The following is a 26,268-nucleotide window of genomic DNA, read 5'->3' on the forward strand; positions in this document are numbered from 1 at the left end:
GTAGTGCGCGTATTCCTGGCCGGTGTCAGGCCTCGACGAGTGGTCGCAACGTGCGGCCGGTCAGTTCGACGATGCCGGGTTCGTGCCCGTTGGCGACGAGATTGAGGACGACGCCGTCGATTCCCGGATCGAGGACCCGGGTCTTGAGCTGCTCGGCGACCTCGTCGGGGGCGCCGCAGAACTGCCGGTCGGTGGCGGCGGCGCGTTCCTCGTCCGACGCCTTCGACAAGTCGACGCCCCGCGCGAGCAGGAAGTCGTGCTGGAGTTGCCGGGCGCGGTCGCCGTCCTCGTCGATGATGACGAAGGCCAGATAGCTGGTTTCCAGCGTGGACCGGTCGCGGCCGATCTCCGAACACCGTGCGTCGAGGGCCTCGAGCTTGCGCGGCAACTCGCTCGCGTTGCAGATGATGTTCAGGTGATCGGCGAACCGGGCGGCGAGACCGAACGTCTTCTTCTCCCCGCCACCACCGAGCATGATCGGCAGGTCGTCGCGGATCCGCGGCTCGTTGATCGCGTTCTCGACGTGATACCACTTGCCGTCGAACGTCGGGCGCTGCCCGTGCAGCATCGGCGCGATGATCTGCAGCGCCTCGTCGAGCCGTTCGAACCGGTCGGTGAACGTGCCGAACTCGTAGCCGTACTGCTGGTGCTCGAGTTCGAACCAGCCGGCCCCGATCCCGAGGACGGCGCGTCCGCCGCTGGCGACGTCCAGGGTGGTCACCGCCTTCGCGAGCATGGGCGGGTTGCGGTACGTGTTGCCGGTGACGAGGGCGGACAGCTGAATGTTCTCGGTGGCCGTGGCGAGGGCGCCGAGCGCGGTGTACGCCTCGAGCATCGGTTCGTCGGGCTCGCCGAGGCCCGGCAGCTGATAGAAGTGATCCATGACGAATGCGGTGTCGAAGCCCGCGGATTCGGCCTCACGGGCCTGTGCGATCACGGTCGGGAACAGGTCCGCGACCGGGGTGGAGTAACTGAAATTCGGCATCTGATATCCAAGGCGAATAGTCACCCGATCGACGCTACTCGGATGGCGGCTGGGGCACCTCTTTTATTTCGAGGGTAGGAAGTGATCACCCTGGGGTCCCTGTTGCACCACCTGTGGGTGGTGCACGCTGACGGTAGTGCCGTATCCGTCGCCGATCCGCCATCAGCGACAACTCTGCGCGGTGGGGCGATGGAGTGCAGAGTGGGGCGATGGAGTGCAGAGCGCAGACCGAGGGGGGGACGATGAACTTCGATTTCGATTCGCAGCCATCCGGCGGCGCGACATGCGCCTGCCCGGAGAGGCCCACGCCCGTCCGGCCCCACGTGCCCGTCCTGGAACGTCCGCTCACGCAGCCGACGCGCTCGACCGTCGGCGCCTTTCCGCTGACCGCAGCGCAGCGATCCATCTGGTTCGCGCAACAGCTCACGCCGGAGGTCCCGTACGTCATCGCCCACTACGTCGAGCTGAACGGGCCGGTCGAACTGGGTGCCCTCCGCGACGCCACCCGTCGCGCGAACCGCGAATTCGGCTGGGGATCGGTGCGCCTGGTGGACGTCGACGGACAGCCGCATCAGGTCGTGGATCCGACCGTCGACGATTCTGTGCCCGCCACCGACCTGCGCGGCGAGGTGGATCCCGTCGACGCCGCGCACCGCTGGATGCGGAACGACCGGACCGCACGCACCGACATGTACGACGGCCCGCTCCTGGTCTCGCACATTCTGCGGCTGGGCGACGATCACTACTACTGGTATTCCCGCGCTCACCACATCGTGTCGGACGGGTACGCCGCGATGATGCTGATGAGCCGCACGGCCGAACTGTACGTCGCCGCGGTCGAGGGCAGAGAGCCCCCGGACCGCCGGATCGAGGGACCGGAACGTCTCGTGCAGGAGGACGCGACCTACCGCGCCTCCACCCGGTTCGCCCGCGACCGCGACTTTTGGCGCGAACAGGGTAGTGGGCCGGCTTCGGTCCTCAGCCTGAGCGGCCGCGCAGCGCGACCGGAACTCGACGCCCGCACAGCGACCGGGCACACGCCTGCGAGCGGCGGTGTGCGGAATCCGACGGCCGTGACCGTGGCCGCCTTCGCGTCCTATCTCGCCAGGATGACCGGCGCCGACGACGTGGTCCTGTCCCTGCCCGTGTCGGCGCGGACGACGGCCTGCCTCAGGCATGCCGGCGGCTCGGTCTCCAATGTGATCCCGTTGCGGCTGAACGGAATCGGCTCTGCCACCGTGAGTCGTGCGGTCGACACCGCCGAGGCGTGTTTGGCGGCGGCACTGCGCCGTCAACGCTACCGCCGCGAGGACATCGGCCGGGACCTCGCCTCGGGAGGGGTCGAACTCCTGCATTTCGGGCCGGTGGTCAACGTCATGATGTTCACCAAGGAGATCACGCTGGGCGCCGTGCAGGCGACGGTCCGGGTACTCACCACCGGTCCCGTCGCGGACCTCGCCGTCAACATCTATCCCGGGTCCGACGGAGGCGCCGCCCGCATCGATTTCGAGGGAAATCCGGCACTGTACGACGACGCCGAACTGGGCGGGCACCACACGCGTTTCCTCGCGTTTCTCGACCGCTTCACCGCATCGGCCGAGTCGGACGCGCGGGTTGCCGATCTCGACGTCTTCTTCGCGGGGGAACGCGCGGAATTCGTTCCCGCGCGGGGTCTTCCGGATACGGACCCCGTCACGCTCGACCGTCTCCTGACGGGAACCGTCGCGAACGATCGGGCGGCGATCGCGATCACCGACCGGGGACGCACACTGTCCTACGGCGACCTGGACCGGCGCGCCATCCGGCTGGCGCGCCTCCTGGCGGTTCGGGGCATCGGACCCGAGGACGCCGTCGCGGTCGCCATCCCACGGTCGATCGAGTCGGTGCTGGCGCTGTGGGCGGTCGCGAAGACCGGTGCGGCCTACGTCCCGATCGATCCCTCGCATCCGCGCGCTCGTATCGCGTACACGCTCGGCGATTGCGGTGCGACGGTCGGGCTGACGGTCCGCTCGGAGCGTGCCCGGCTGCCCGGCGCCATCGCGTGGCTGGACGCCGACGTCGACGAGCTCGAAAAACTCTGTCAAAGCGACCCTTCCGACGTTCCGACCGTCGTGGAACGCACGCGCCCTCTGCTCGTGGACCATCCCGCGTATCTGATCTACACGTCCGGCTCGACCGGAACCCCGAAGGGGGTCGTCGTCACCCACCGGGGTCTCGCCAACCTGGCGCAGGAAATCCGGGACAAGTATGCGGTGTCCGCGCGCTCGCGGATCCTGCACTTCGCCTCGCCGAGTTTCGACACGGCGCTGGTCGAGGTACTCGCGGCCGGTATCGGCGGCGCGACGCTCGTCGTGACCCCGCCCGGTGTGTTCGGCGGTGACGAGCTGTCGCGACTGTTGCGCGACGAACACGTCACGCACCTCCTGACGACGCCGTCCGCACTGGCCGCGATCGACCCCGGCGCGACGAACGAACTGGAGTTGGTGCTGGTCGGAGGGGAAGCGTGCCCGCAGGAGTTGGTGCGGCAGTGGGCCCGCAGGCAGGACATGCGCAACGCGTACGGTCCGACGGAGACGACGTGCAGTGTCACCCTCACCGATCCGGTCTCGGCGGACGAGCGCATGACGATCGGCTCCCTGATGCGCGGCGTGGACGCGGTGGTTCTGGATCACCGCCTGCGTCCGCTTCCGCCGGGCGCCGTCGGCGAGCTCTACCTCGCCACGCCGGCACTCGCGCGTGGCTATCACCGGCGCCACGGTCTGACCGCGGCACGGTTCGTCGCCGACCCGTTCGGCCGCCGAGGGTCCCGGATGTTCCGCACCGGGGACGTGGTCCGGTGGACGGCGACCGGGACGCTCGAGTTCCTGGACAGGGCGGACGACCAGATCAAGATCCGCGGATTCCGGGTCGAGCTCGGCGAGATCGACGCCACACTGACCGCGCAACCGGGCGTCACGTTCGCGGCGACGGTGCTGCACCGGAACTCGGCAGGCAACCCGAACCTGGTGTCCTACATCATGGCCGAGCCGGACCTCTCGATCGATCGCGACGTGCTGACAGCGCAGCTGGCACGATTTCTGCCCGACTACATGGTTCCGAAATCGATCATGCTCCTGAAGTCGATCCCGTTGACACCGACGGGGAAACTCGACCGGGCAGCGCTGCCGCTGCCGGAGTACGGCTCGGACTCGGTGCCTCATCGTGACCCCTCGACTCCGACGGAGCGTCGAGTCGCGCGAGTGTTCGCCGAGGTTCTCGGTGTGGACGCGGTCGGCGCCGACGATTCCTTCTTCGACCTCAGCGGCGACTCGCTGTCGGCGATCCGGGTGGTCGCGCGAATCAACGCCGAACTCGGCACCGGCATGGGCGTGCGCGACCTCTTCGACGCGCCGACGGTCGCTGCACTGGCACTGAGGATCGCCGAGGCCTGTGCACAGTCGCCGGCCATCCGCCCGCAGCGCGGGCCGACGCTGGGTGCCACACCGCTGCCCGCCGTCGTGCCGCTGTCCCCGTCGCAATTCTTCATCGACCGCACCGTCGTGGAACCCGCTCTCCACAACATCCCCTTCACCGTGCGCGTGCGCGGCGAATTCGACGTCGATGCCCTGCACTCGGCGATGGCGGACGTCCTCGGCAGGCACCGTGCACTGAGGACAGTGTTCCCCGACTCGCCGTCGGGGCCGTTCCAGCACGTGCTCGACGTGGCCGGCGCGATGCCCGACCTCAGGCCGGTGGTGACCGGCGCGGCGGAAGCGGAGGCCCGCACGTCGAGCCTGCTGTCCGCCGGATTCGACGTGCGGCGGGATCCGCCGCTGCGCGCGCGGCTGTTCCGGCTCGGCGACCGCGACCACCTGCTGTCGTGCGTCGTCCACCACATCGCCGCGGACGGCTGGTCGCTCGCGCCGCTGGCACGGGATCTCGCGGGCGCCTACGGTGCCCGGTCCGCGGGCGGGGCGCCCGACTGGGAGCCGCCGACCGCGACGTACGCGGACTACACCGTGTGGCGGCGGGCGCTGCTGGGCCGCGAGGACGACCCGGCGAGTGTCGCGTCGAGGCAGATCGCCCACTGGGCGAAGGAACTGTCGGGGTTGCGCGGGAAGCTTGCGCTGCCCACCGACCGCCCCCGGCCGGAGCGGTGGACCTACCGGGCGGGGCGGCTTCCGTTCTCGCTCGACGAGCATGCGCATCGAGGCCTGCTGGCCACCGCGCACGAGCACCACGCCAGCCTGTTCACGGCGCTCAGGGCGGCGGTGGCGATGCTGCTCGCCCGCCTCAGCGGAGATCCCGACATCGCGATCGGCACTCCGATCGCAGGTCGGGGAGACCCGGCGCTCGACGACGTGGTGGGCATGTTCGTCAACACACTGGTTCTGCGTACCCGGGTCGACCCGAGCATGACGCTGTGCGACATCGTCGAGGGATCCCGCGGCGTGGAGCTTCGCGCTCTCGCGAACGCCGATGTGCAGTTCGAACGACTCGTGCAGGTACTCGACGCGCCCCGGTCGCCGTCCCTGCATCCGCTGTTCCAGGTTGCGCTGTCGCTGAACAACTTCGCTCCCGCCTCCCTGAACGTGTCCGGGCTCGACTTCGAGGTCACTCCGCGTCCGCTCGACATCGCCAAGTGCGATCTGCACTTCCACTTCACCGAACGTCACGACGTCGACGGGACGCCCGTCGGAATCGACGCCGAACTGGTGTATTCCGCCGACCTCTACGACGCATCCACCGCACAGCGTTTCGTCGACCTGCTGCACACCGTCGTCGACCCGATCGGTAGGTGAGCGGGCATCGGACGTGGTAGAGATGCCTGATGAGAGGCTTCCGGAGATCGATTCTGGTGTCACTGCTCGGCGGCGCCGTGCTCCTCGCGCCCGCCGCCTGCTCCGACCGGTCCGGAACGGCGGTGAGCGAGCCGTCGACCGCGTCCGACGCGGGACCGTCCACCACCGACCCGGCGACCGGACCGGCGACGCCCGCGGTGGTGCCCTACACGGAGTCCGAACTGCAGGTCACCGGTTCCACCGGCCGTGTCGGCTACGACGTGCTCATCCCGCAGGTCGAGGGCGGCGACCCGGCGGTCGCGGCCGAGTTCAACGAATCGATGCGCGCCGCGCTCCAGGACCAGATCGACGGCTGGGGCACCGACGCGTTCACTCTGAGCAGCCAGGAACACAGTGTGGCGCACATCGGTGAGCACGTGATCAGCGGGCTGCTGGTGACGTCCTGGAACGCCGATCCGCCCGGGGCGCATCCCACCCCGATCGTCGCGACGGTGGTGGTGAATGCCGATACGGCCGCGCCGATCACGCTCGGCGACCTCTTCCCCGACCTGCCCGCCGGCCTGCAGGCGCTGTCGGACAGTTCCGCGCGCTTGCTCCCCGAGACGGTCGCCGGACCGGACTTCGATCGATCGGGCATCGAGCCGACCGAGGCGAACTTCGCCAACTGGCTGGCCACCCCGGCGGGCATGGAAATCCACTTCAACGACTACCAGGTGGGGCCGCACGCCATCGGGCTCGTCACCGTCACCGTGCCGTGGGACGACCTCGCGGACGTGATCGACCCCGATGTGGCTCCCGTCGTATCGAGTTAGCCGCTGCCCGACCGCTCACCGGGAACGAACCTGTAGCTGCCCGGGTGCTCCGACCTACCGTCCCAGACAGGCCTTTGCTGCCGAAATGTGTCTGTCGAATGGGAGAGGAGCGCGCCCGTGAGTGCACGCACCGAAGTTGATGCTCGGGCGAATCGGATCGGCGACGTGGACGCTGTCGTCGTCGGTGCGGGATTCGCGGGTCTGTACGCCGTCCACAAACTGCGGAGTATGGGTCTGACGGTCCAGGGTGTCGAGGCCGCGGACGGCGTCGGCGGAACCTGGTTCTGGAACCGCTATCCCGGCGCCCGGTGCGACGTGGAAAGCGTCGACTACTCGTACTCGTTCTCGCGGGAACTCGAGCAGGAGTGGGACTGGAGCGAGAAGTACGCCACCCAGCCCGAGATCCTGGCGTACATCGATCACGTCGCGGACCGGTTCGACCTCCGCGACCGTTTCCTGTTCGGCACCCGTGTGACGTCCGCGGAACTGGACGAGGACACGCTCCGGTGGGAGGTGCGCACCGACCGCGGCGACGTCCTGTCCGCCCGGTACTGCATCTTCGCGACCGGGGCGCTGTCCACCGCGAACATGCCGAACATCCCGGGCCGCGAATCCTTCACGGGCGACACGCATCACACCGGTCACTGGCCGCACGAGGGCGTCGACTTCACCGGCCGCCGGGTCGGGATCATCGGCACCGGATCCTCGGGCATCCAGTCGATTCCCGTCATCGCCGAGCAGGCGGACCACCTGTACGTGTTCCAGCGCAGCGCCAATTACAGCGTCCCCGCGGGCAACGAGATGTGGGACGACGAGATGCGGCGCGCGATCAAGGCGGGATACGACGAGCGCAGGCGGCTGTCCCGGGAGAGCGGCGGCGGGTCGCCGTACAACGCGCACCCGAAGTCGGCGCTGGAGGTGTCCGAGGAGGAGCGCCGCGACGCCTACGAGACGCGATGGAAACTCGGCGGGGTGCTGTTCGCGAAAACGTTTCCGGACCAGACGAAGACCGAGGCCGCGAACGCGACCGCGCGGGAGTTCGCGGAGGAGAAGATCCGCCGCCTCGTCGACGATCCCGCGGTCGCGGACAAGCTGATCCCGAACGATCACCCCATCGGGACCAAGCGGATCGTCACCGACACCCACTATTTCGAAACGTACAATCGGCCGAACGTCACCCTGGTGGACCTGAAGGCGGCGCCGATCGAGTCGATCACGCCGTCGGGGATCACCACCGCCGACGCCGACTACGGCCTCGACACGCTGGTGTTCGCCACCGGATTCGACGCCATGACCGGTGCCCTCGACCGCATGCGGATCGTCGGCCGGGGCGGCGTGTCCCTGGCCGAGTACTGGAGTGAGGGTCCGAAAACCTATCTGGGTCTGGGTGTTCCGGGGTTTCCGAACCTGTTCGTCGTGACCGGGCCGGGCAGCCCGTCGGTGCTGGCGAACATGGTGCTCGGCGCCGAGCAGCACGTCGACTGGATCGCGGACTGCATCGAGCACCTGTGGGAGAAGGACTACGACGCCGTCGAGGCGTCGGTCCCGGCCACCGAGCAGTGGGTGGAACACTGCCGCGAGCTTGCCGCGCAGACCCTGTTCCCGCTGGCGAACTCCTGGTACATGGGCGCCAACATTCCGGGCAAACCCCGCGTGTTCATGCCATACCTCGGGGGCTTCGGCGCGTACGGGCGGATCTGCGCGGACATCGCGGAGGAGGGGTTCCGCGGGTTCGAATTCAGCCGGTCCCGCACGCGGCTGGCCGACCCGGTGGGATAGATTCCCGGATATTGGTCAGCCGCGCAGGCAATTGCCTGTGCGGCTGACCAATTCGTGGGAGAACGGAGCGGTTCAGTCGGGCAGCGCGTACGTGGCCCAGGCCCGGGCGAGCACGTCGCCGTCGAGCGTGCAGGTGACGGCGACGTCGGTCATGCGCACGCCGTCCTGGACGTACGTCTGCTGCAGCGAGGACGTGAATTCCGCGCCGGACGGCACGGACCGCCGGATTCGGGTGCGGAACCTGCGGAGATCGCCGGGGAACTGCTCGGCGCAGTGGCGCTCGAGCAGGTCTGCCGACCGGTCGTCCTGTGTCGCGGCGCCGGTGAAACTGTTCGTCCAGAACTCGAAGACCAGCTGCTCGTCCCGGTTGCGGAAGCGCACGAGCAGGTCGTGATCGCCCACCCTGCGGACCTGTGCCGTCAACGCGTCGTCCGGCGTCCGGCGCGGTCGCAGCAGGAGAAAGTCGTGCTCGACGGCGGCCCCCGGCTCGGGTGCGACGACCATCCCGTCCGGGACGGCGTCGGCGCACAGCCGGCGGATCTCCGCTGTGCACGGCTGCGAAGAGATGAGTGCGGCCATCGTTCCTCCCAAAATCACGGGGTCTGTGTTCCGCACGGTAGTCGCCGCGGCCCGCAAACGGGGGCCGTGGTCCCTGTGATCGGGACGCCCAAAACGCGCCGCGACGGCCGGATACGAAAGCCTCTCGCTCAGTGGGAGAGTTGGGTACCGCTGCGCGCCGTGTGCGCCGACTATGAGCTACACCACACCCCGAGGGTGTTCTTGACGTACAGCGAGGCGGAGGTAGACATGGCGCGCAACAGTGCCGTTGACGGCGACGAAGTCCGGATGATCGAAGTGGGATCGGCACCAACGCGTTTCGCGCGAGGGTGGCACTGCCTGGGTCTGGCGAAGACCTTCCGGGACGGCGCCCCGCACCAGATCGACGCGTTCGGCACGTCGCTGGTGGTGTTCGAGACGTCCGACGGCACCCTCAGTGTGCTCGACGCCTACTGCCGCCACATGGGCGGCAACCTGGCGCACGGCACCGTGAAGGGCGACTCGATCGCCTGCCCGTTCCACGACTGGCGCTGGGGCGGCAACGGCAAGTGCACCGGAATCCCGTATGCGCGGCGCGTCCCGCCGCTGGCACGGACCCGGGCCTGGACGACCATCGAGCGCAACGGGCAGCTGTACGTCTGGAACGACCCGCAGGGCAACCCGCCGCCCGCCGACGTGACGATTCCCGAGATCGAGGGATTCGGCTCTCCGGAATGGACCGACTGGACCTGGAATTCGCTGCTCGTCGAGGGTTCGCACTGCCGCGAGATCGTCGACAACGTGGTCGACATGGCGCACTTCTACTACGTCCACTTCTCGTTCCCGCGCTACTTCAAGAACGTCTTCGAAGGGCACGTAGCCACGCAGTACATGCAGTCGACGCCTCGCCACGACATCTCGGTGGGCACCAGCTACGACGACCCCAATTCCACGCTGCGCTCGGACGCGTCGTACTTCGGCCCGTCCTACATGATCGACAAGCTGTGGAGCGAAGCGAACGGCATGATGATCGAGACGGTGCTGATCAACTGCCACTACCCGGTCACCGCCAACTCGTTCGTCCTGCAGTGGGGCGCCATGGTGAAGAAGCCCGAGGGACTGTCGGACGAGGTGGCGAACGGCATGGCTGCCCAGTTCGCGGAGGGCGTGGAGCTCGGGTTCAAGCAGGACGTCGACATCTGGCTGAACAAGTCGCGCATCGACAACCCGTTGCTGTCGGAGGAGGACGGGCCGGTGTACCAGCTGCGCCGCTGGTACCAGCAGTTCTACGTCGACGTCGAGGACATCACCGAGGACATGACGAAGCGCTTCGAATTCGAGATCGACACGACCAGGGCGGTGCAGAGCTGGGAGGCGGAGGTTGCCGACAACCTCGCCAACGGCGTCGTGCCGCTCGACACCAACGCCTGAGCCCGCTCGCACAAGAAGGACACGACAGATGACCCACGAGGTTCTCGACAACATCATGGCGATCGCGGATCAGCTCCGCGATCAGGCGCCCGAGGCCGAGCGGATCGGCCGGCTGCCCGACGACACGGCGAAGAAGCTCCGCGAGGCCGGGCCGATCAAGCTGCTCCAGCCCGGCAAGTACGGCGGCCACGAGGCTCACCCGCGCGAGTTCGCGGAGACGGTGATGGCTGCGGCCTCCCTCGACCCGGCCACGGGCTGGGTGTGCGGCATCGTCGGCGTACACCCCTGGCAGTTGGCGTTCGCCGACCCGAAGGTGCAGGACGAGGTGTGGGCGGCCGACAACGACACCTGGATGGCCTCGCCGTACGCGCCGACCGGGATCGCGACGCCCGTCGACGGCGGCTACCTCTTCAGCGGACGCTGGCAGTTCTCGTCGGGCACCGATCACTGCGACTGGATCTTCCTCGGCGCGATGCTCGGCGACAAGGACGGCGCCATGGCGCTGCCGCCGAAGATGCTGCACATGATCCTGCCGCGCAGCGACTACGAGATCGTCGAGGACTCGTGGAACGTCGTCGGGCTCAAGGGCACCGGGTCCAAGGACATCATCGTCCGGAACGCGTTCGTCCCCGACTACCGGGTGATGGACGCCGACGAGGTCATGAACGGCACCGCGGTGCAGAAGTTCGGGCGCACCGAGACGCTGTACAACATGCCGTGGTCGACGATGTTCCCGCTCGGGATCTCCTCCGCCGTGGTGGGAATCGCCGAGGGCGCCCTGGCCGCCCACCTCGACTACCAGCGCGACCGCGTCGGCGCGCAGGGCACCGCGATCAAGGATGACCCCTATGTCCTGTTCGCCGTCGGCGAGGCCGCGGCCGACATCAACGCCGCCCGCCAGGAACTGCTCGCCAACGTCGACAGGATCTGGGATCTCGTCGAATCGGGCAAGGAGGTCACGTTCGAGGACCGCGCCGCCGGACGCCGCACCCAGGTGCGGGCGGCGTGGCGGGCGGTCACCGCCGTCGACCAGATCTTCGCCCGCTCCGGCGGCAACGCGCTGCGCATGGACAAGCCCCTGCAGCGGTACTGGCGGGACGCGCACGCGGGCCTGGCGCACGCGATCCACGTGCCGAGCACCGTGTACCACGCGTCGGCGCTCAGCTCGCTCGGCCTCGACCCGGCCGACAACCTCAAGTCGATGATCTGACCGTCGCCGGAACACGAAAACACCAGAAGGACAACACATGACAGACATCAAGGGCCTGGGCTACGTCAAGATCCAGACCAACGACCTGGAGCGGTGGCGCACGTTCGCGTTCGACGTCCTCGGATTCGCCGAGGGGTCGGGACCGGACGAGGATGCCCTGTACCTGCGCATGGACGAGCGCGCTGCCCGCATCGTGATCGTGCCGGGCGAGACGGACGAGGTGGTCACCATCGGGTGGGAGGTCCGCGATCATGCGGGTCTGGTCCGCGTCCAGGAGGCCGTCGAGGGCGCGGGCATCGCCGTCAAGCCGCTGTCGGTGGAAGAGGCCGACGCGCGCCGCGTCGAGGAGGTCGTCACGTTCCAGGATCCGACGGGCGCGACGATCGAAATCTTCCACGGCGCCGTCCTCGACCACAGCCCGGTGGTCACCCCGTTCGGCGCGAAGTTCGTCACCGGGGCGCAGGGCCTCGGCCACGTGGTGCTGCCCGTGATGGACTTCGGCGGGGCGTTCGACTTCTACACCGAGGTGCTCGGGTTCCTGCCCCGCGGCGCGTTCCGCATCCCGGCGCCGCCGGAGTTCGGTCCGATGCGGGTGCGCTTCATGGGCGTCAACGAGCGGCACCACAGCCTTGCGCTGTGCCCCGCACCGCACGGCGGCGCGCCGGGACTGGTGCACATCATGGTGGAGGTCGACACGCTCGACGCCGTCGGGCAGGCTCTCGACCGCGTCGTCAAGGACGGGTTCTCCGTCTCCTCGACGCTCGGCCGCCACACCAACGACAAGATGGTGTCGTTCTACGTGCGTGCCCCCGGCGGCTGGGACATCGAGTTCGGCACCGACGGCATGAAGGTGGACGAGACGTACTACTCCGCGGAGGAGATCACCGCCGACAGCTACTGGGGCCACGACTGGTCGGGGAGTGAGCCGCTGGCGGCGATGTAAGGGGTGTCCGGGCCCGGTGTGCGTATCCACTCGATGCGCGCACCGGGCCTTTCGGCTGTTCGGGGGGCTGCGTCCCCGACCACTATTGCAAATAGGTATATGCCTATTTATAGTAAGTGTCGCCAGTCACACAGCGCGGCGCCGCACCGAGCAGCGCCGTTACGGAGGTCCCCATGACGACGACACTCAGCCCCACCCCCACCGCCGGCCTCGATCGCGCCGCCCTTCTCCTCGACGCCTTCGACGGCCCGGGCAGGCTCACGCTCGCGCAGATCGTGCGCCGCACGGGGCTCCCGCGCTCCTCCGCGCACCGGATGCTCGAACGTCTCGTCCAGCTGCGGTGGCTCCGCCGGGAGGGCCGGGACTACGAACTCGGCATGCGGCTGTTCGAACTCGGGTCCCTCGCCGTGCACCAGGACCGCCTGCACCGGGCCGCGCTGCCCTTCCTGCACGAACTGCACCGCCTCACCGGGCACGCCGTGCACCTCGCGGTGCTGGAGGGGATCGACGTCGTCTACCTGGAGAAGATCGCCGGACGGTTCGGCGTCGGGCTGCCGTCCCGCGTCGGCGGCCGCCAGCCCGCACACTGCACGAGCGTCGGCAAGGTGCTGCTGGCCCACTCACCCGAGTCCGTGGTCGACCGGGTCGTCGAGGCCGGTCTGCCCCGCAGCACACGATTCAGCATCGACTCACCCGCCGCGTTCCGTGCCGAGTTGCAGAAGACCCGCGAACGCGGAGCCGCCTACGACCGCGAAGAGGATCTGGTGGGCGTTAGCTGCGTCGCGGTGCCCGTGGGCACCGAGGGCAACGTGGTGGCCGCCATCTCCGTGTGCGGTCCGAGCAGCCAGATCAAGCTCGATCACCGTCTGACCGCGCCGATTCGGATGTCCGCCAAGGGCACCTGGCGCAATTACATGTCGACCGCGACACCGGCAGGCGGCCGCGCCGACCGCTACTCCGCCTGAGGCGGGACGAAGGAGCACGAATGCCGCTCGACGAGCAGGCCGAGACCATCCTCCGGGGACTCAACGAGAACTTTCCCCGGGTCGAAACCATGACCGGCGCCCAGGCTCGGGCGGCGACGAAGGCCGGACGCAAGGCCGTCGCCGACCCTGAACCGGTCGGTGAGGTGCGCGACCGGGAGATTCCCGGCGGTGCCGGATCGATTGCGGTACGTATCTATTCGCCCGCGGGGAACTCCGCGGGACCCCTTCCGGTCGTCGTCTTCTTCCACGGCGGCGGGTTCGTGATCTGCGACCTCGACAGCCACGACGGCTTCTGCCGCGCCATGTGCAACGGGATCGGCGCCGTCGTCGTCTCCGTCGACTACCGCCTGGCCCCGGAATCGCAATGGCCCGCCGCGGCGGACGACGCCTACGCCGCGACGTGCTGGGTCGCGCGGCACGCCGGCGAGTTCGGCGCCGATCCGGACCGTCTGCTCGTCGCCGGCGACAGCAGCGGCGGCAACCTCGCGGCCGTCGCCGCGCTGATGGCCCGCGACCGGCAGGGCCCCGCCGTCGCCGGACAGCTCCTGATGTACCCCGTCATCGAACCGGCCTTCGACACCGAGTCCTACGAGGAGTTCGCGGAGGATCACTTCCTCACCCGCGCTGCGATGCAATGGTATTGGGATCAGTACCTGCCGACGCACCGCGAGGCCGCACCGGCCTACGCGGCCCCGGTCCGGGCGGACGACCTCGCCGGGCTCCCGCCCGCGATCGTGATCACCGCCGAACGCGATCCGCTGCGGTGCGAGGGGGAGAAGTACGCCGCGGCGCTCGCCGACGCCGGTGTGCCCGTGCAGCTCGAGCGGGTTGCGGGAATGTTCCACGGATTCCTGACGATCGACGCGATGACCGCGGCGCAGACCGAACGCCGGGCGCTGTGGCCGCGGCTCCGGACGCTGGTGGCCGAACGCGTGCGCACCCCGTCCGACTAGTTCTCCGTCTCGGCCGCGTCGCCGGAGTCCCGCGCCGCCTTCATGGCGGCCTGGTACTCCTGCTGCGCCTCGCGGGAGCGCCGGATCGACGGGGATGCGGTCGGTTTCGGCACACCGGGGTGTTCCGGCGTCCCCTCACCGTGGATGCGTTCGACGGCCTCGTCGATGTCGGCGAGCATCTGCTTCGCGAGTTCGCTCTCGGCGGCGTAGTAGCGCTCGGACCACTTGTTGACCATGTGCGCGAACGCCCACGTGGGTTCGACGTCCGAATCGCGGGCGTCGAGCGCGGCCTGCCTGCTCATCCCCTCCACATACGAGATGTGCTCCTTCAGGGCATCTTTGAGCTGCTCCGGCTCGGTGAGATGGCCGAGCCACATGCGCAGCATCACGCCGTGTTTGAGGACGGGCGGATCGATCGGCGCCTCCCGCGCCCAGCTGCGCATGACGGCCATGCCCGCGTCCGTGATCTTGTACAGTCGCTTGGGTTTCACCCGGGCCTCGTCGTCCACGACGGTCCGCGACGTCACGTATCCCGCGTCTTCCAGCTTCTTCAGCTCCGAGTACACCTGGCTGAACGACGGGCTCCAGTAGAAGAAGCGAACGCTGTACGACGCCCACTTCTTGAGGTCGTAGCCGGACAGTTCCTCGCCGAACGACAGGATGCCGAGCACCGGCCAGCTCGTGGATCGGAGGCCGGCGAACCCGGAGCTCTGGGTGGGGTCGGACGAAGGCATTTCCCGAGCCTATCAACCGTGCGCCGCCCGCCGGTCGGCGCGAAACCCTGCCGCTGGGCGGGACGGGGCATTTCCCGCCCGCAGGAGCCGCGGCCACGCTGAACGCAACCCGTCGATCCGAGGAGACACGATGACCCGAACCGAAGAACCCGCGGCGCCCGTGGTGCACCGCATCGACCCTGCCGACCTCAAGTCGGTGCTCGGGCACTTCTGCACCGGCGTCACGGTGATCACCGCACACGACGGCGAGAATCCGCACGGCTTCACATGCCAGTCGTTCGTGTCGCTGTCGCTGGACCCGCCGTACGTGTCGTTCAGCCCCGCACGGACGTCGACCAGCTGGCCGCGGCTGCGGGCGAGCGAACACGTCTGCGTCAACGTCCTCGCCCACGACCAGCGGGACGTGTGCGGGACGTTCGCGACCAGCGGCGCCGACAAGTTCGCCGGCGTCGGGTGGTCGCACGCCGGCAACGGCGCCCCCGCGCTGGACGGTGTGCTGGCGCAGGTGCAGGCCACCGTCGAGTTCGAGCACGACGCCGGCGACCACACCATCGTCGTCGCGCGAGTCACCGGGCTGGACGTGCTCAGGGATGTGCCGCCGCTGCTGGTGTACCGCGGTGGGCTCGGCATCTTCACCGCCGCCACGTAGCGGGGAATTCTCCCGCTCCGCGGCGGTGCCGCTTCTCCCGCTCCGCGGGAAGGGCTGTGGGAAAAAGCAATTGATACCGGCAGGGTGTGATCGAGACCACTTCGGAAGGTGTGCACGATGAGCGTAGACGAGCAGAACTGGGACCGGGAGGTCGATCTCCTGGTGATCGGCAGCGGTGCGGGTGGCATGACCGCCGCACTGGCCGGCGCCGAGCGAGGACTCGACACCCTCGTCGTCGAAAAGTCCGGCGTGTACGGCGGTTCGACGGCACTGTCCGGTGGCGCCCTGTGGATTCCCAATTCGCCGATCCTCGTCCGTGAAGGCCGCGCCGACGACCCCGGCGACGTCCGGAAATACCTGGATTCGATCGTCGGCGACAGCGTGCCGTCCGAACGCCTCGACGCGTACATCGAGCAGGGGCCGGCGATGATGCGGTTCTTCGAACAGCACTGCCCGCATCTCCGGTTCTCCTGGTGCGAGGACTATTCCGACTACCACCCCGAGAACGTGGGCGGACGGCCGAAGGGGCGGACGGTCGAACCGCTGCCGTTCGACATGAACCAGCTCGGCGCCGACCGCGAGCTGCAGCGCCCGAACTCCCTCGCCATGCCGGGCGGGCTCTACATGACGTCCACCGAGTTCCGGCACCTCAACATGTTCTTCCGCACCTGGGCCGGCCGCAGGACCGCACTCGGCGTCGGCTGGCGTTCGGTGGTGGCGATGGTGCGGCGCAGGCGGATGGAAACCCTGGGGCAGGCCCTCGTCGGCCGGCTGCGGCTCAGCCTCCAGGAGGCCGGCGTTCCGCTGTGGCTGAACTCCCCACTGAAGGGGCTGATCACGGACGAGTCCGGGGCCGTCACCGGCGCGGTAGTCGAGACCGGGACGCGGGAGCTGCGCATCCGCGCCCGCCGCGGCGTCATGATGGCCACCGGCGGATTCGAGCAGAGCGAGGAGCTGCGGAAGCGGTACCTCCGGGAGGGTGGCAAGGACAACTACAGCGCCGGCTCACCCGACAACACCGGCGACGGCATCGTGGCCGGCGAGCAGGTCGGCGCCGCCGTCGACCTGATGGACGACGCCTGGTGGATGCCGTCGTTCCGGCGGCCGGACGGCATCATGCACGTCCTGGTGTCGGAGCGGTCGATCCCGCCGTCGCTGATCGTCGACCAGAACGGCAAGCGGTTCACCAACGAGGCGTCCCCGTACGTGTCGTTCGTCCACGACCAGATCGCCGGCGGGCACGACCCGGTGTGGTTCGTGTTCGACTCGAAGGCCAAGAGCCGCTACCAGTTCGGTGGTGTGATGCCCGGGCAGAAGTTCCCGGCGGAATGGTTCGAGACGGGCCTGATGCTGCGCGCGGAGACCTTCGGGGAACTGGCGCAGCAGATGAGCGTTCCCGCCGACGCGCTGTCCGCGGAGATCGCACGGTTCAACGGGTTCGCCCGGGCGGGCGTCGACGCTGATTTCGGTCGTGGCGACAGCGCGTACGACCGGTACTACGGCGACCCGCGACTGCCCAACCCGACCCTGGACGAGGTGGACAAGGCCCCGTACTACGCGGTGCGGATGGAGGCCGGCGACCTCGGCACCAAGGGCGGGCTCGTGTGCAACGAGCACAGTCAGGTGCTGAGTGGCAGCGGCGAACCGATCCCCGGGCTGTACGCCACCGGAAACACGTCGGCGTCGGTGATGGGCAACGACTACGCCGGTGCCGGCGCGACGATCGGACCCGCGATGGTGTTCGGCTGGGTCGGCGCACGGCACGCCGCAGCCAGTGCAGGGGCGGTGAGCTGAGTGCTTCCCGTCGAATGCCGGCGCTGCGGTAACGCGGTGCTCGTGGAGAAGTACAGCGAGGCGCACACGAGCGTGCAGTGGCTCGGCGACGCCGAGCAGACCTGCCCGGAATTCGCTCTGCGTGCGCAGGAAGGGGAGCACTCGATGTTCGTCCCCACCTGCGGTGCGCTCCGCGGATCGATCGACGACGCGGTGGAGGACGGGCGCGTGGGGCTCTCCCTGCGCAGCTACCCGACCCCCGGCCGCCTGGACTAGAGGGGACAACCGATGTCACGGATGGCAGGCAAGGTCGCCTTCATCACCGGTGCCGGAAACGGCATGGGACGCAGTCACGCGGTCCGGCTCGCGGAGGAGGGCGCCGACGTTGTCGCCGTCGACCTTCCGTCGGCCGCAGCCGATCTGGACGAAACTCGAAGGCTGGTCGTCGAACTCGGACGCCGTGCGGTCGTGGCCCACGCCGATGTGCGGGACCCGTCGGCGTTGCGGGCGGCCGTCGACGCCGGAGTCGCGGAACTGGGGCCCCTCGACGTGGTCGTCGCGAACGCCGGTGTCTGCGACAACCCGGGCCCGGCCTGGACGATCGACGACGAGATCTGGCACCGGTCGCTCGACGTCAACCTCACCGGCGTCTGGAACACGGCGACCGCCGCGGTCCCGGCGATGCGCGACGGCGGCGGTTCCGTCGTGATCGTCAGTTCGACCGCAGGCATCAAGGCGGTGGCCGGGGCCGCTCACTATTCGGCGTCCAAGACCGCGGTGGTCGGGTTGGCGCGGACCCTCGCCAACGAACTCGGACCGCAGTTCATCCGGGTCAACGTGTTGCACCCCGGTGCCGTCGGCACCCGCATGACCCTGAACCCCGAGACGATGGCGCGGCTGCGGCCGGACCTCGAGAACCCGACCCGGGAGGACGTCGTCCCCGTCCTTGCGGCCAACCATGTCCTGCCCGTTCCGTGGCTGGACTCGCGGGACGTCAGCAACGCGCTGCTGTTCCTCGCCTCGGACGAATCGCGATACATCACCGGCACACAACTCGTGGTCGACGCCGGACTGACCCAGAAGGTGTAGAGATGACAGGTCGAGTGAACGGAAGAGTCGTCCTCGTCACCGGTGCCGCGCGCGGGATCGGCCGGGCGCAGGCACTGCGATTCGCGCAGGAGGGCGCGGATGTCGTCGCCGTCGACCTGTGCGGGCCGGTCGGCACGGTGGTGACGCCGCCGGCGAGCCCGGAGGACCTCGAGGTGACCGCGAAACTGGTCCGGGACACGGGCCGCCGGATCGTGACGGCGCAGGTGGACGTGCGCGACGGAACGGCGCTCGCGGACGCGGTGACGGCCGCGGCCGGGGAACTGGGCGGGCTGGACTTCGTGTGCGCCACGGCGGGCATCACGTCGTCGGGTGCCGCGCTGGAACTCGACTCCGAGACGTGGCAGACGATGCTCGACGTCAACCTGACGGGGGTGTGGCAGACGTGCAGGGCGGCGGCACCGCACCTGATCGAGCGGGGCGGCGGGGCGATGATCCTGACGAGTTCCATCGCCGGTCTGCGCGGACTCGTCGGCGTCGCCCACTACACCGCGGCCAAGCACGGGGTGGTGGGCCTGATGCGGTCGCTGGCCAAGGAACTCGCGCCCCACCGGGTGCGGGTCAACAGCGTGCATCCCACCAACGTCGACACGGACATGATCCAGAACGACATGGTGCGACGGGCGTTCCGGCCCGACCTCGAGCACCCCACCCGCGAGGAGTTCGCGGCGGCCGCGGTGACGATGAACATGCTGCCGATTCCCTGGATCGAACCGGTCGACGTGGCCAACGCCGCGCTGTTCCTGGCGTCGGACGAGGCGCGGTACATCACGGCGGTCGCCCTGCCGGTCGACGCGGGCAGCGTCAGCAGGTGACTGTCGCGGGCAGCGTCAGCAGATAGCAAATCCCCGTGTCCGCCCCGGCACCTGCCGATCCGTGGTAGAACAGGTGTCAGTTTTGGGGGTGGACGAAGGGTGAATGCCGTGGATCTCGAGGCCGTCGCCGCGATCAGCAGGCTCAAGTACACGTATCTGCGGGCCCTGGACACGAAGTGCTGGGACGAGTTCGCCGACACACTCCTTCCCGACGCGACCGCGAACTACGGCGAGCATCTCGCGTTCGAGTCGCGGGATGCGCTGGTCGAGTTCATGAAGTCGAATCTGGGGCCGCAGACCATCACCGAGCATCACTGCGGTCACCCGGAGATCGACGTCGACGGCGACACGGCGACGGGGCGGTGGTTCCTGTCCGACACCGTGCTGATCCCGGAACACGGCACGGTGCTGCGCGGGGCGGCGTTCTACTCCGACCGCTACGTCCGCGGGCCGGACGGTCGATGGCGGATCGCCCACACCGGATACGAGCGCACGTACGAGGCGGTGATGTCGCTGTCCGACGTTCCCAGCTTCCGGCTGACGGCCAACCGGTGGGCAGCCGACGCACAATCGGACCGAGGGGACTCGTGATGGGGACGCTGGACGGCAAGGTCGCACTGATCACCGGCGCCGGGCAGGGCGTGGGCGCCGGGATGGCGTTCGCGCTGGCCAAGGAGGGTGCGCGGATCGCGGTGGTCGGGCGCACGGAGGCGAAACTTCTCGACACGTGCGCCGCCATCGCCGACTTCGGCGGCGTGGCCGAGCCGATCGTCTGCGACGTCAGCAAGCGCGATCAGCTGGCACCGATGGTCGACCGCGTCGTGGACGTGTTCGGCGGGATCGACATCCTCGTCAACAACGCCAACGCGAGCGCGCTCGGACCGCTCCTGGAGATCACGCCGAAGCTTCTCGACCGGGCGATGGCCGTCGGCCCGGTGGCCACCCTGTTCCTCATGCAGCTGTGTTACCCGCACCTGAAGGCGCGCGGCGGCGGCTCGATCATCAACCTCGTCAGCTCATCGGCCGTGCGTTGGGACACGAGCGGGTACGGGCTGTACGCGGCCACCAAGGAGGCGATGCGTTCGCTCACCCGGACCGCGGCCAGCGAATGGGGTCCGGACGGCATCCGCGTCAACGCGATTGCGCCGCACGCACTGTCCCCGGGACTGAAGTGGTGGACGGAGACCAATCCGGAGGAGGCCGCCGAGTTCGTGAAGTCGATTCCGCTCGGCCGGATCGGTGATTGCGAACGCGACATCGGGCGCGCCGTCGTCTTCCTCGTCGGTCCCGACGCCGGTTACCTGTCGGGAGCCACCATCCCGCTCGACGGCGGTCAGGCGCGCTGGAGCTGATCGCACGCGATTGCCCCGAGCTTGCTCATTTCCCTCCCATCCGGTAGGAATTGCGTCGTGCATACGACTCACCTGGTGCGACGCCTGACCGTCGACCTGTGCCGTACGTGCGCCAACATCTGTTGTTGCTGATGGCCCCGGCGCGCGCACCGCGTGCTGTCCATTCCTCGGTAGCCGCCGGCATCCGGTAATTCCTCACGCATTCTCCGCGTTCGCAGGTCCGGGCCGGTCCTCCCGTACCCAGGCACGATCCACCTTCGCGGAAAGACATCATGAGCACTGCATTCGAAACCAGGACCGCGTCGCTGACGCTCGACAAGTTCGGCCCGTCGTTCGGGGTCGAGATCATCGGACTGGACGTCGCGTCCGCCACCGACGCCGAGGTGGCCGCGATCCGGTCGGCGCTGACCGAGCACAAAGTGCTGGTCCTGCGGGGCCAGTCGCTCGACGACTCGGGCCACATCGAGTTCGGTCGCCGGCTCGGTCGGCTGACCGCGGGCCACCCCGTCCACGACAGCGGCAACGTCGCCCGGGAGGTGTACGCGCTCGACAGCCAGGACAACGGTTTCGCCGACGTGTGGCACACCGACGTCACGTTCATGAAGCGGCCGCCGCTCGGGTCGATCCTCCGGCCCGTCGTCCTCCCACCGCACGGCGGCGACACCAACTGGGCCGACAGCCAACTGGCGTACGAGTCGCTGTCGCTGCCGATCCGGCAGATGATCGACCAGTTGACCGCGGTGCACGACGGCAACCGCGAATTCGGGTACTACCTCGCGCAGAAGCGCGGCGGCAAGGGAAACATCTGGGACGGTGAGGAAGTCACGGCACTCGTGCCCGTCGAGCATCCCGTCGTGCGGGTGCACCCGGAAACGGGGCGCAAGGGCATCTTCGTGAACCCGGGCTTCACGTCCCACATCGCCGGAGTGTCGGAGGCGGAGAGCCGGGGAATCCTCGACTTCCTGTACGCCCACCTCACCAAACCGGAGCACGTCGTGCGGCACCGCTGGCGCCTCGGCGACCTCGTGCTGTGGGACAACCGCAGCACCGCGCACTACGCCAACCGCGACTACGGAACCCAGCACCGCGTCATGCACCGCATCACGCTGGAAGGCGATGTGCCGGTGGGCCCGCAGTAGGGCAACGTGCGCATTCACCGGGCGGGCGGCGTCCGCAGCGACTAGCGTCACGATCCGTGACCCCGGCATCGGACATCTCACGACGCAAGTTCCTCGCCTCCGCCGCAGCGGCCGGCGGAGCCGCATTCCTCAGTTCGTGGGCGGGCCCGGTGATCGACCGGGCGTACGCGCAGGATCCGGGTGGCAGCGGGTCGCTGAACGACATCGAGCACTTCGTCTACCTCATGCAGGAGAACCGCTCGTTCGACCACTACTACGGCACGCTGTCGGGGGTGCGTGGCTTCGACGACCCGTCATCGGCGTGGCAGCAGTACGGCTGGACGCCCGGCGTCGGGCCCACCCCGACCGGTTTTCTCAACCCGTTCCGGCTCGACACCACGCAGGGCACGCACCTCGACGGCGAATGCATCAACGACCCCACCCATTCGTGGGGACCGCAGCACGACGCGTGGAACGGCGGCGCGATGGACCGGTGGATGCCGGTGCACATCGCGCACGAGGGGCCGCTCAACGGTCCCGCCACGATGGGCTACTACACGCGGGCCGACATCCCCGTCCACTACGACCTCGCCGACGCCTTCACGATCTGCGACCACTACTTCTGCTCCGTGCTCGGGCCGACGGACCCGAACCGGCTGTACTGGATGACGGGAACCATCGACCCGGATGGGCTGGCGGGCGGTCCGCTCGTCGAGACGCCGACCGTGATCCCGAGGTTCGCCTACTCCTGGCGCACCTATCCGGAGAACCTGCAAGAGGCCGGCGTCAGCTGGAAGGTGTACGCCAACAAGGACCTCGGACCGGTGTCGAGTGTCGCGCTCGACGGGATGCTCGGCTGCTTCAAGCAGTACAGCGACCCGACTTCGGAACTCGCCCGCCGCGGCCTCGATCCGACGTACCCGAACGACTTCCGGGCCGACGTCGCGAACGGCACCCTGCCCGCGGTGTCCTGGATCGTCCCCAACATCTTCACGTGCGAGCACCCGGCGCTGCCCCCCGCCGCGGGCGCGGTCGGGATCGTCGAGGTGCTCGACATCCTCACGTCCAACCCGGCGATCTGGGAGAAGACGGCGCTGATCATCAGTTACGACGAGAACGGCGGCTTCTTCGACCACGTCACCCCGCCGACACCGCCGCCGGGCACACCGGGCGAATACCTGACGGTCCCGTTGAACACGGTGGCGGAGAGCGAGAACAATCCGGGTCCGATCGGACTCGGGTTCCGGGTGCCGTCGCTGATCATCTCGCCGTACAGTCGCGGCGGACTCGTCGCGTCCGACACGTTCGACCACACGTCGCAATTGCGCCTGCTCGAGAAGCGGTTCGGCGTGCCCGTCCCCAATCTCACCGAGTGGCGCCGCGGCGCCGTCGGCGACATGACGTCCGCATTCGACTTCTCGTCGGCACCGAACTCCGGTGTTCCCGCGATGACCGACCCCGGGCCACGCCTGCAGGCGGCGATCGCCCAGTGCGGGCCGAACGTGGCCGCGGGAACGCTCAACGCCGGTGCGCCCTACCCGGTCCCGCCGAATTCGATGCCGGTGCAGGAACCGTCGCCGCTGCGGCGTCGGCCCAGCGGGCTGATCATGTAGCTGGCTGTCCTCACAGGCGGACCGTCCGTCCCTCCTCGATCGACTGCAGGATCGCCAGCGCGGCGGTCACCGAACGCAGCCCGTCGTGTCCTGTCGCCACGGGTTCACCGACCCCGCGGGCGGCGTCGACGAGCGCCCGGATCCCCGGCGCGTACAGGTTGTCGACGGCCTCGAGCGGGACGGCCGTGTCGTGCCCGTTCGTGATCATGCGCAGCGTCCCGGTGGGATCGGGGCGCATGCAGTCTGCGGCGACGAGAGTGCCCGACGTTCCGTGGATCTCGAATCCGGTGACGCCACCGGGGACCGTGTACGCGTCGTGCAGCGAGAACAGGGTGTTCGTGCCGAGGACGCCGCTCGTCATCGCGGCATCCGCCGGACCGTCACCGAGCCCCTGGCATACCCCCACCGCCGTCACCGTGGTCGGTTCCATCCCGGTCACGAAGCGGAGCGTGTCGATGTCGTGCACCGCGAGGTCGAGGACGACTCCGCCGCCCACGCCGTCGAGGCGCCACCCACGCAGCGCCTGGCGCAGCAGGATGGTGTTGTTCACGCGTATGGACAGGATGTCGCCGATCGCGCCCTCGGACAGTAACTTTCGGGCCGCACGGTGAACGGGGTGGGCGCGGAGGTGATGGTTGGTCGCGAACACGACCCTCGCGGATGCGGCCGCGTCGACCATCTTCTGCGCCTGAGTGACGTCGAACGACAGCGGCTTCTCGCACAGCACGTGCAGGCCCGCGTCGATCGCGGCCATCGCGTGGTCGAAGTGCTTGTCGTTGGTCGACGAGACGTAGGCGGCCTGGACGTCCCCGCCCACCGCCTCGCGCAGGTCGCCGGTGGCGGACTCGATGTCGTGGGTCCGCCGGTAGTCCTCCGCGCGCGCCGCGTCACCGCTCAGCACGACTGCCGCGGTCTCCCCGCACTCGCGCAGCGCGGGGAGAACGCGGGTGGCAGCGATGTTGCTCGCGCCGAGAATCGCCCACCTCATGAGCTTCGGTCCTTCCTGGGGCCGGTGAGTCCGGCGTTCCCTCGGCGGGACTGTACGCCGAGTGCAGTGAGCGCACTACTGTTCGTTATGCGAACATGCGGGCCCGGGCTCAGGGGCGAAGGGCGTCGACCGTTTCTTCGCCGGAGGGCGTGGGATCCGGCGCCTCGCCGGTGACCTGGCGGGTCCGCTGACGGTAGATCCCGATTCCGACCACCACGACGGCGAGTCCCATCGAGACGTACATCTGGCTCCGGGTCTCCGGGAGCACGAGCATGCCGATGCAGAGCGCGATGATGGCGGCGATGGTGCACCACGTCAGATACGGGAACAGCCACATCTTCAGTGTCAGGTCCTTGCCCTCTGCCTCGAGGCGGCGCCGCATGCGCAGCTGTGACACCGAGATCGCCAGCCACACGAACAGGGCGATCGCGCCCGACGAGTTGACGAGGAACAGGAACACGGTGTCCGGGTACAGGTAGTTCAGGCCCACGGTCAGGAATCCCACGACCGTCGAGACGAGCACGGCCTGACGCGGGACGCCGGACGAGCCGATCTTCGCCAGCGAGGCCGGGGCGTCGCCGCGGCGGGAGAGCGAGAAGATCATGCGGCTCGCCGTGTACAGGCCGGAGTTCAGGCAGGACAGCACGGACGTGAGCACGACGACGTCCATGATGTTGCCTGCCGCCGGGATGCCGAACGAGTCCATGACCGCGACGTACGGGCTCAGCGCGACGGAGGCGTCGTCCCAGGGGAGAAGCGTCACGACGACGGCGATCGACCCGATGTAGAAGATGAGGATGCGCCACACGACGGACCGCACGGCGTTGCGCACCGCCGCCACGGGATTGGCGGATTCACCGGCCGCGATGGTGGCGATCTCGGCGCCGAAGAACGAGAACACGACCACGAGGACCGCCGCGAACACGGCACCGGCCCCGTTGGGGAAGAACCCGCCGTGCCCGGTGAGGTTGGTGAGCCCGGGTGCTTCGACACCGGGCAGGAACCCGCAGATCGCGAGGACTCCGAGCCCCAGGAAGATGACGATCGCCGCGACCTTGATCGACGCGAACCAGAACTCGAACTCGCCGAACGACTTCACGGACGCGATGTTCGTCAGCGTGAGCAGCACCATCAGGATCAGTGCCCAACTCCACTGCGGGACGTCGGGAACCCACCGGTTCATGATGACGGCGCCTGCGGTCGCCTCGATGCCGAGGACGATGATCCAGAACCACGCGTAGAGCCAGCCGATGCTGAATCCCGCCCAGCGGCCGATCGCCTGGTCCGCGTACGCGGAGAACGAGCCGGTCTCGGGGTTGGCGGTCGACATCTCGCCGAGCATGCGCATCACGAGGATGACGACGATGCCGGCGAGTGCGTAGGCGACCAGAACGCCGGGGCCCGTCTCGCGGATCGCGACCCCGGAGCCCACGAAGAGGCCTGCTCCGATCACCCCCGCGATGGCGATCATCGAGAGGTGCCGCTTCTTCAACGTGTGCTGAAGCTGCGGATCGGTGGTTCCTGACATGGAGAAATCCCTTCGGCGCTACTCCGGATGTGATGTGCGTCGCTGATTCGAGAAAGTGTGGACGAGTCGCGGCGGCCGCGGAACCGCCGATTCGGTGAATTTCGGGCGGCCGGGATAGACGAAACGGCAGTGCCACGCATCTGCCCTGCGGTGTGACCGCGCATCGGCACTGTC

Annotated in this window: 22 protein-coding genes; 17 read left to right on the plus strand and 5 right to left on the minus strand. The window is 68.7% G+C overall.

Annotated elements, in window-relative coordinates:
* Positions 1-25: 25 nt before the first annotated feature.
* Positions 26-1,009, minus strand: a complete 984-nt coding sequence (locus ACFU5V_RS27335; RefSeq protein ID WP_378439978.1) for an LLM class F420-dependent oxidoreductase — start codon at positions 1,007-1,009, stop codon at positions 26-28.
* Between the two features lie 218 nt (positions 1,010-1,227).
* Here ACFU5V_RS27335 and ACFU5V_RS27340 point away from each other — a divergent pair, with 218 nt between their 5' ends.
* The 3 genes from ACFU5V_RS27340 (at position 1,228) to ACFU5V_RS27350 (ending at position 8,357) form a co-directional block, all read left to right on the plus strand.
* A complete protein-coding gene (locus ACFU5V_RS27340) occupies positions 1,228-5,766 on the plus strand; it encodes an amino acid adenylation domain-containing protein (protein WP_378703056.1) in 4,539 nt (1,512 codons plus the stop codon).
* Between the two features lie 29 nt (positions 5,767-5,795).
* The gene (locus ACFU5V_RS27345) at positions 5,796-6,578 is read left to right on the plus strand and encodes an RsiV family protein (RefSeq protein ID WP_378703057.1); all 783 of its coding nucleotides are present in this window, start codon (positions 5,796-5,798) and stop codon (positions 6,576-6,578) included.
* 156 nt (positions 6,579-6,734) lie between these two features.
* Positions 6,735-8,357: a flavin-containing monooxygenase gene (locus ACFU5V_RS27350; protein ID WP_378703157.1), complete on the plus strand. Its 1,623-nt coding sequence runs from the start codon at positions 6,735-6,737 to the stop codon at positions 8,355-8,357.
* Between the two features lie 72 nt (positions 8,358-8,429).
* Here ACFU5V_RS27350 and ACFU5V_RS27355 read toward each other — a convergent pair whose 3' ends face one another.
* On the minus strand, positions 8,430-8,936 hold the full coding sequence (locus tag ACFU5V_RS27355) for a hypothetical protein (protein ID WP_378703058.1): 507 nt from the start codon (positions 8,934-8,936) through the stop codon (positions 8,430-8,432).
* A gap of 228 nt (positions 8,937-9,164) precedes the next feature.
* Between ACFU5V_RS27355 and ACFU5V_RS27360 the strand changes: the two genes are divergently transcribed.
* The 5 genes from ACFU5V_RS27360 (at position 9,165) to ACFU5V_RS27380 (ending at position 14,417) form a co-directional block, all read left to right on the plus strand.
* Positions 9,165-10,325 (plus strand): Rieske 2Fe-2S domain-containing protein, encoded by a 1,161-nt coding sequence (locus tag ACFU5V_RS27360; RefSeq protein ID WP_378441518.1) that lies wholly within the window; start codon positions 9,165-9,167, stop codon positions 10,323-10,325.
* A gap of 28 nt (positions 10,326-10,353) precedes the next feature.
* Positions 10,354-11,535 carry an acyl-CoA dehydrogenase family protein gene (locus tag ACFU5V_RS27365; RefSeq protein WP_072946410.1) on the plus strand — a complete coding sequence of 394 codons (1,182 nt, stop codon included), beginning with the start codon at positions 10,354-10,356 and terminating at the stop codon, positions 11,533-11,535.
* 37 nt (positions 11,536-11,572) lie between these two features.
* Positions 11,573-12,478, plus strand: coding sequence for a biphenyl-2,3-diol 1,2-dioxygenase (gene bphC, locus ACFU5V_RS27370; protein WP_378703059.1), 906 nt, complete (start codon positions 11,573-11,575; stop codon positions 12,476-12,478).
* A gap of 173 nt (positions 12,479-12,651) precedes the next feature.
* A complete protein-coding gene (locus ACFU5V_RS27375; RefSeq protein ID WP_378703060.1) occupies positions 12,652-13,443 on the plus strand; it encodes an IclR family transcriptional regulator in 792 nt (263 codons plus the stop codon).
* 20 nt (positions 13,444-13,463) lie between these two features.
* Positions 13,464-14,417, plus strand: coding sequence for an alpha/beta hydrolase (locus tag ACFU5V_RS27380; RefSeq protein ID WP_378703061.1), 954 nt, complete (start codon positions 13,464-13,466; stop codon positions 14,415-14,417).
* On the opposite strand, the gene ACFU5V_RS27385 is transcribed toward ACFU5V_RS27380, so the two are convergent.
* Complete coding sequence (locus tag ACFU5V_RS27385; RefSeq protein ID WP_378431204.1) at positions 14,414-15,151, minus strand: PadR family transcriptional regulator; 738 nt, start codon at positions 15,149-15,151, stop codon at positions 14,414-14,416. The two genes, ACFU5V_RS27380 and ACFU5V_RS27385, sit on opposite strands and share 4 nt — an antisense overlap.
* A gap of 130 nt (positions 15,152-15,281) precedes the next feature.
* Here ACFU5V_RS27385 and ACFU5V_RS27390 point away from each other — a divergent pair, with 130 nt between their 5' ends.
* From ACFU5V_RS27390 to ACFU5V_RS27430, 9 genes are all read left to right on the plus strand, one after another.
* Positions 15,282-15,800, plus strand: a complete 519-nt coding sequence (locus tag ACFU5V_RS27390) for a flavin reductase family protein (protein ID WP_378431205.1) — start codon at positions 15,282-15,284, stop codon at positions 15,798-15,800.
* Positions 15,801-15,917: 117 nt separating this feature from the next.
* Complete coding sequence (locus tag ACFU5V_RS27395; protein WP_378703062.1) at positions 15,918-17,594, plus strand: FAD-binding protein; 1,677 nt, start codon at positions 15,918-15,920, stop codon at positions 17,592-17,594.
* Positions 17,595-17,849: a hypothetical protein gene (locus ACFU5V_RS27400; protein ID WP_005251194.1), complete on the plus strand. Its 255-nt coding sequence runs from the start codon at positions 17,595-17,597 to the stop codon at positions 17,847-17,849.
* A gap of 12 nt (positions 17,850-17,861) precedes the next feature.
* On the plus strand, positions 17,862-18,662 hold the full coding sequence (locus ACFU5V_RS27405; RefSeq protein WP_378431207.1) for a mycofactocin-coupled SDR family oxidoreductase: 801 nt from the start codon (positions 17,862-17,864) through the stop codon (positions 18,660-18,662).
* A gap of 2 nt (positions 18,663-18,664) precedes the next feature.
* Positions 18,665-19,495 (plus strand): mycofactocin-coupled SDR family oxidoreductase, encoded by an 831-nt coding sequence (locus ACFU5V_RS27410; protein WP_378703063.1) that lies wholly within the window; start codon positions 18,665-18,667, stop codon positions 19,493-19,495.
* 108 nt (positions 19,496-19,603) lie between these two features.
* On the plus strand, positions 19,604-20,086 hold the full coding sequence (locus tag ACFU5V_RS27415) for a nuclear transport factor 2 family protein (protein ID WP_378431251.1): 483 nt from the start codon (positions 19,604-19,606) through the stop codon (positions 20,084-20,086).
* Positions 20,086-20,847: an SDR family NAD(P)-dependent oxidoreductase gene (locus ACFU5V_RS27420; protein ID WP_378703064.1), complete on the plus strand. Its 762-nt coding sequence runs from the start codon at positions 20,086-20,088 to the stop codon at positions 20,845-20,847. Before ACFU5V_RS27415 ends, ACFU5V_RS27420 begins: the two co-directional genes overlap by 1 nt.
* 272 nt (positions 20,848-21,119) lie before the next feature.
* Positions 21,120-21,986: a TauD/TfdA dioxygenase family protein gene (locus ACFU5V_RS27425; RefSeq protein ID WP_378703065.1), complete on the plus strand. Its 867-nt coding sequence runs from the start codon at positions 21,120-21,122 to the stop codon at positions 21,984-21,986.
* 56 nt (positions 21,987-22,042) lie between these two features.
* Entirely contained in the window at positions 22,043-23,578 is a 1,536-nt protein-coding gene (locus ACFU5V_RS27430) for a phospholipase C (RefSeq protein ID WP_378703066.1), read from the plus strand.
* A gap of 10 nt (positions 23,579-23,588) precedes the next feature.
* On the opposite strand, the gene ACFU5V_RS27435 is transcribed toward ACFU5V_RS27430, so the two are convergent.
* Both ACFU5V_RS27435 and ACFU5V_RS27440 read right to left on the minus strand, forming a co-directional pair.
* Positions 23,589-24,566, minus strand: a complete 978-nt coding sequence (locus tag ACFU5V_RS27435) for a Gfo/Idh/MocA family protein (protein WP_378703067.1) — start codon at positions 24,564-24,566, stop codon at positions 23,589-23,591.
* Positions 24,567-24,675: 109 nt separating this feature from the next.
* Positions 24,676-26,094, minus strand: a complete 1,419-nt coding sequence (locus tag ACFU5V_RS27440; protein WP_378703068.1) for an amino acid permease — start codon at positions 26,092-26,094, stop codon at positions 24,676-24,678.
* Between the last annotated feature and the right edge of the window lie 174 nt (positions 26,095-26,268).

Source organism: Rhodococcus sp. NPDC057529, from assembly GCF_042802055.1.
GTDB lineage: Bacteria > Actinomycetota > Actinomycetes > Mycobacteriales > Mycobacteriaceae > Rhodococcus_F.

What these genes read in the sequence shown, in the direction of transcription:
- ACFU5V_RS27410 (WP_378703063.1), top strand. Translation starts at nt 18,665, where the DNA reads ATGACAGGTCGAGTGAACGGAAGAGTCGTCCTCGTCACCGGTGCCGCG.
- ACFU5V_RS27365 (WP_072946410.1), top strand. Translation starts at nt 10,354, where the DNA reads ATGACCCACGAGGTTCTCGACAACATCATGGCGATCGCGGATCAGCTC.
- ACFU5V_RS27395 (WP_378703062.1), top strand. Translation starts at nt 15,918, where the DNA reads ATGAGCGTAGACGAGCAGAACTGGGACCGGGAGGTCGATCTCCTGGTG.
- ACFU5V_RS27390 (WP_378431205.1), top strand. Translation starts at nt 15,282, where the DNA reads ATGACCCGAACCGAAGAACCCGCGGCGCCCGTGGTGCACCGCATCGAC.
- ACFU5V_RS27345 (WP_378703057.1), top strand. Translation starts at nt 5,796, where the DNA reads ATGAGAGGCTTCCGGAGATCGATTCTGGTGTCACTGCTCGGCGGCGCC.
- ACFU5V_RS27435 (WP_378703067.1), bottom strand. Translation starts at nt 24,566, where the DNA reads ATGAGGTGGGCGATTCTCGGCGCGAGCAACATCGCTGCCACCCGCGTT.
- ACFU5V_RS27440 (WP_378703068.1), bottom strand. Translation starts at nt 26,094, where the DNA reads ATGTCAGGAACCACCGATCCGCAGCTTCAGCACACGTTGAAGAAGCGG.
- ACFU5V_RS27380 (WP_378703061.1), top strand. Translation starts at nt 13,464, where the DNA reads ATGCCGCTCGACGAGCAGGCCGAGACCATCCTCCGGGGACTCAACGAG.
- ACFU5V_RS27405 (WP_378431207.1), top strand. Translation starts at nt 17,862, where the DNA reads ATGTCACGGATGGCAGGCAAGGTCGCCTTCATCACCGGTGCCGGAAAC.
- ACFU5V_RS27425 (WP_378703065.1), top strand. Translation starts at nt 21,120, where the DNA reads ATGAGCACTGCATTCGAAACCAGGACCGCGTCGCTGACGCTCGACAAG.
- ACFU5V_RS27340 (WP_378703056.1), top strand. Translation starts at nt 1,228, where the DNA reads ATGAACTTCGATTTCGATTCGCAGCCATCCGGCGGCGCGACATGCGCC.
- ACFU5V_RS27355 (WP_378703058.1), bottom strand. Translation starts at nt 8,936, where the DNA reads ATGGCCGCACTCATCTCTTCGCAGCCGTGCACAGCGGAGATCCGCCGG.
- ACFU5V_RS27420 (WP_378703064.1), top strand. Translation starts at nt 20,086, where the DNA reads ATGGGGACGCTGGACGGCAAGGTCGCACTGATCACCGGCGCCGGGCAG.
- bphC (WP_378703059.1), top strand. Translation starts at nt 11,573, where the DNA reads ATGACAGACATCAAGGGCCTGGGCTACGTCAAGATCCAGACCAACGAC.
- ACFU5V_RS27385 (WP_378431204.1), bottom strand. Translation starts at nt 15,151, where the DNA reads ATGCCTTCGTCCGACCCCACCCAGAGCTCCGGGTTCGCCGGCCTCCGA.
- ACFU5V_RS27375 (WP_378703060.1), top strand. Translation starts at nt 12,652, where the DNA reads ATGACGACGACACTCAGCCCCACCCCCACCGCCGGCCTCGATCGCGCC.
- ACFU5V_RS27360 (WP_378441518.1), top strand. Translation starts at nt 9,165, where the DNA reads ATGGCGCGCAACAGTGCCGTTGACGGCGACGAAGTCCGGATGATCGAA.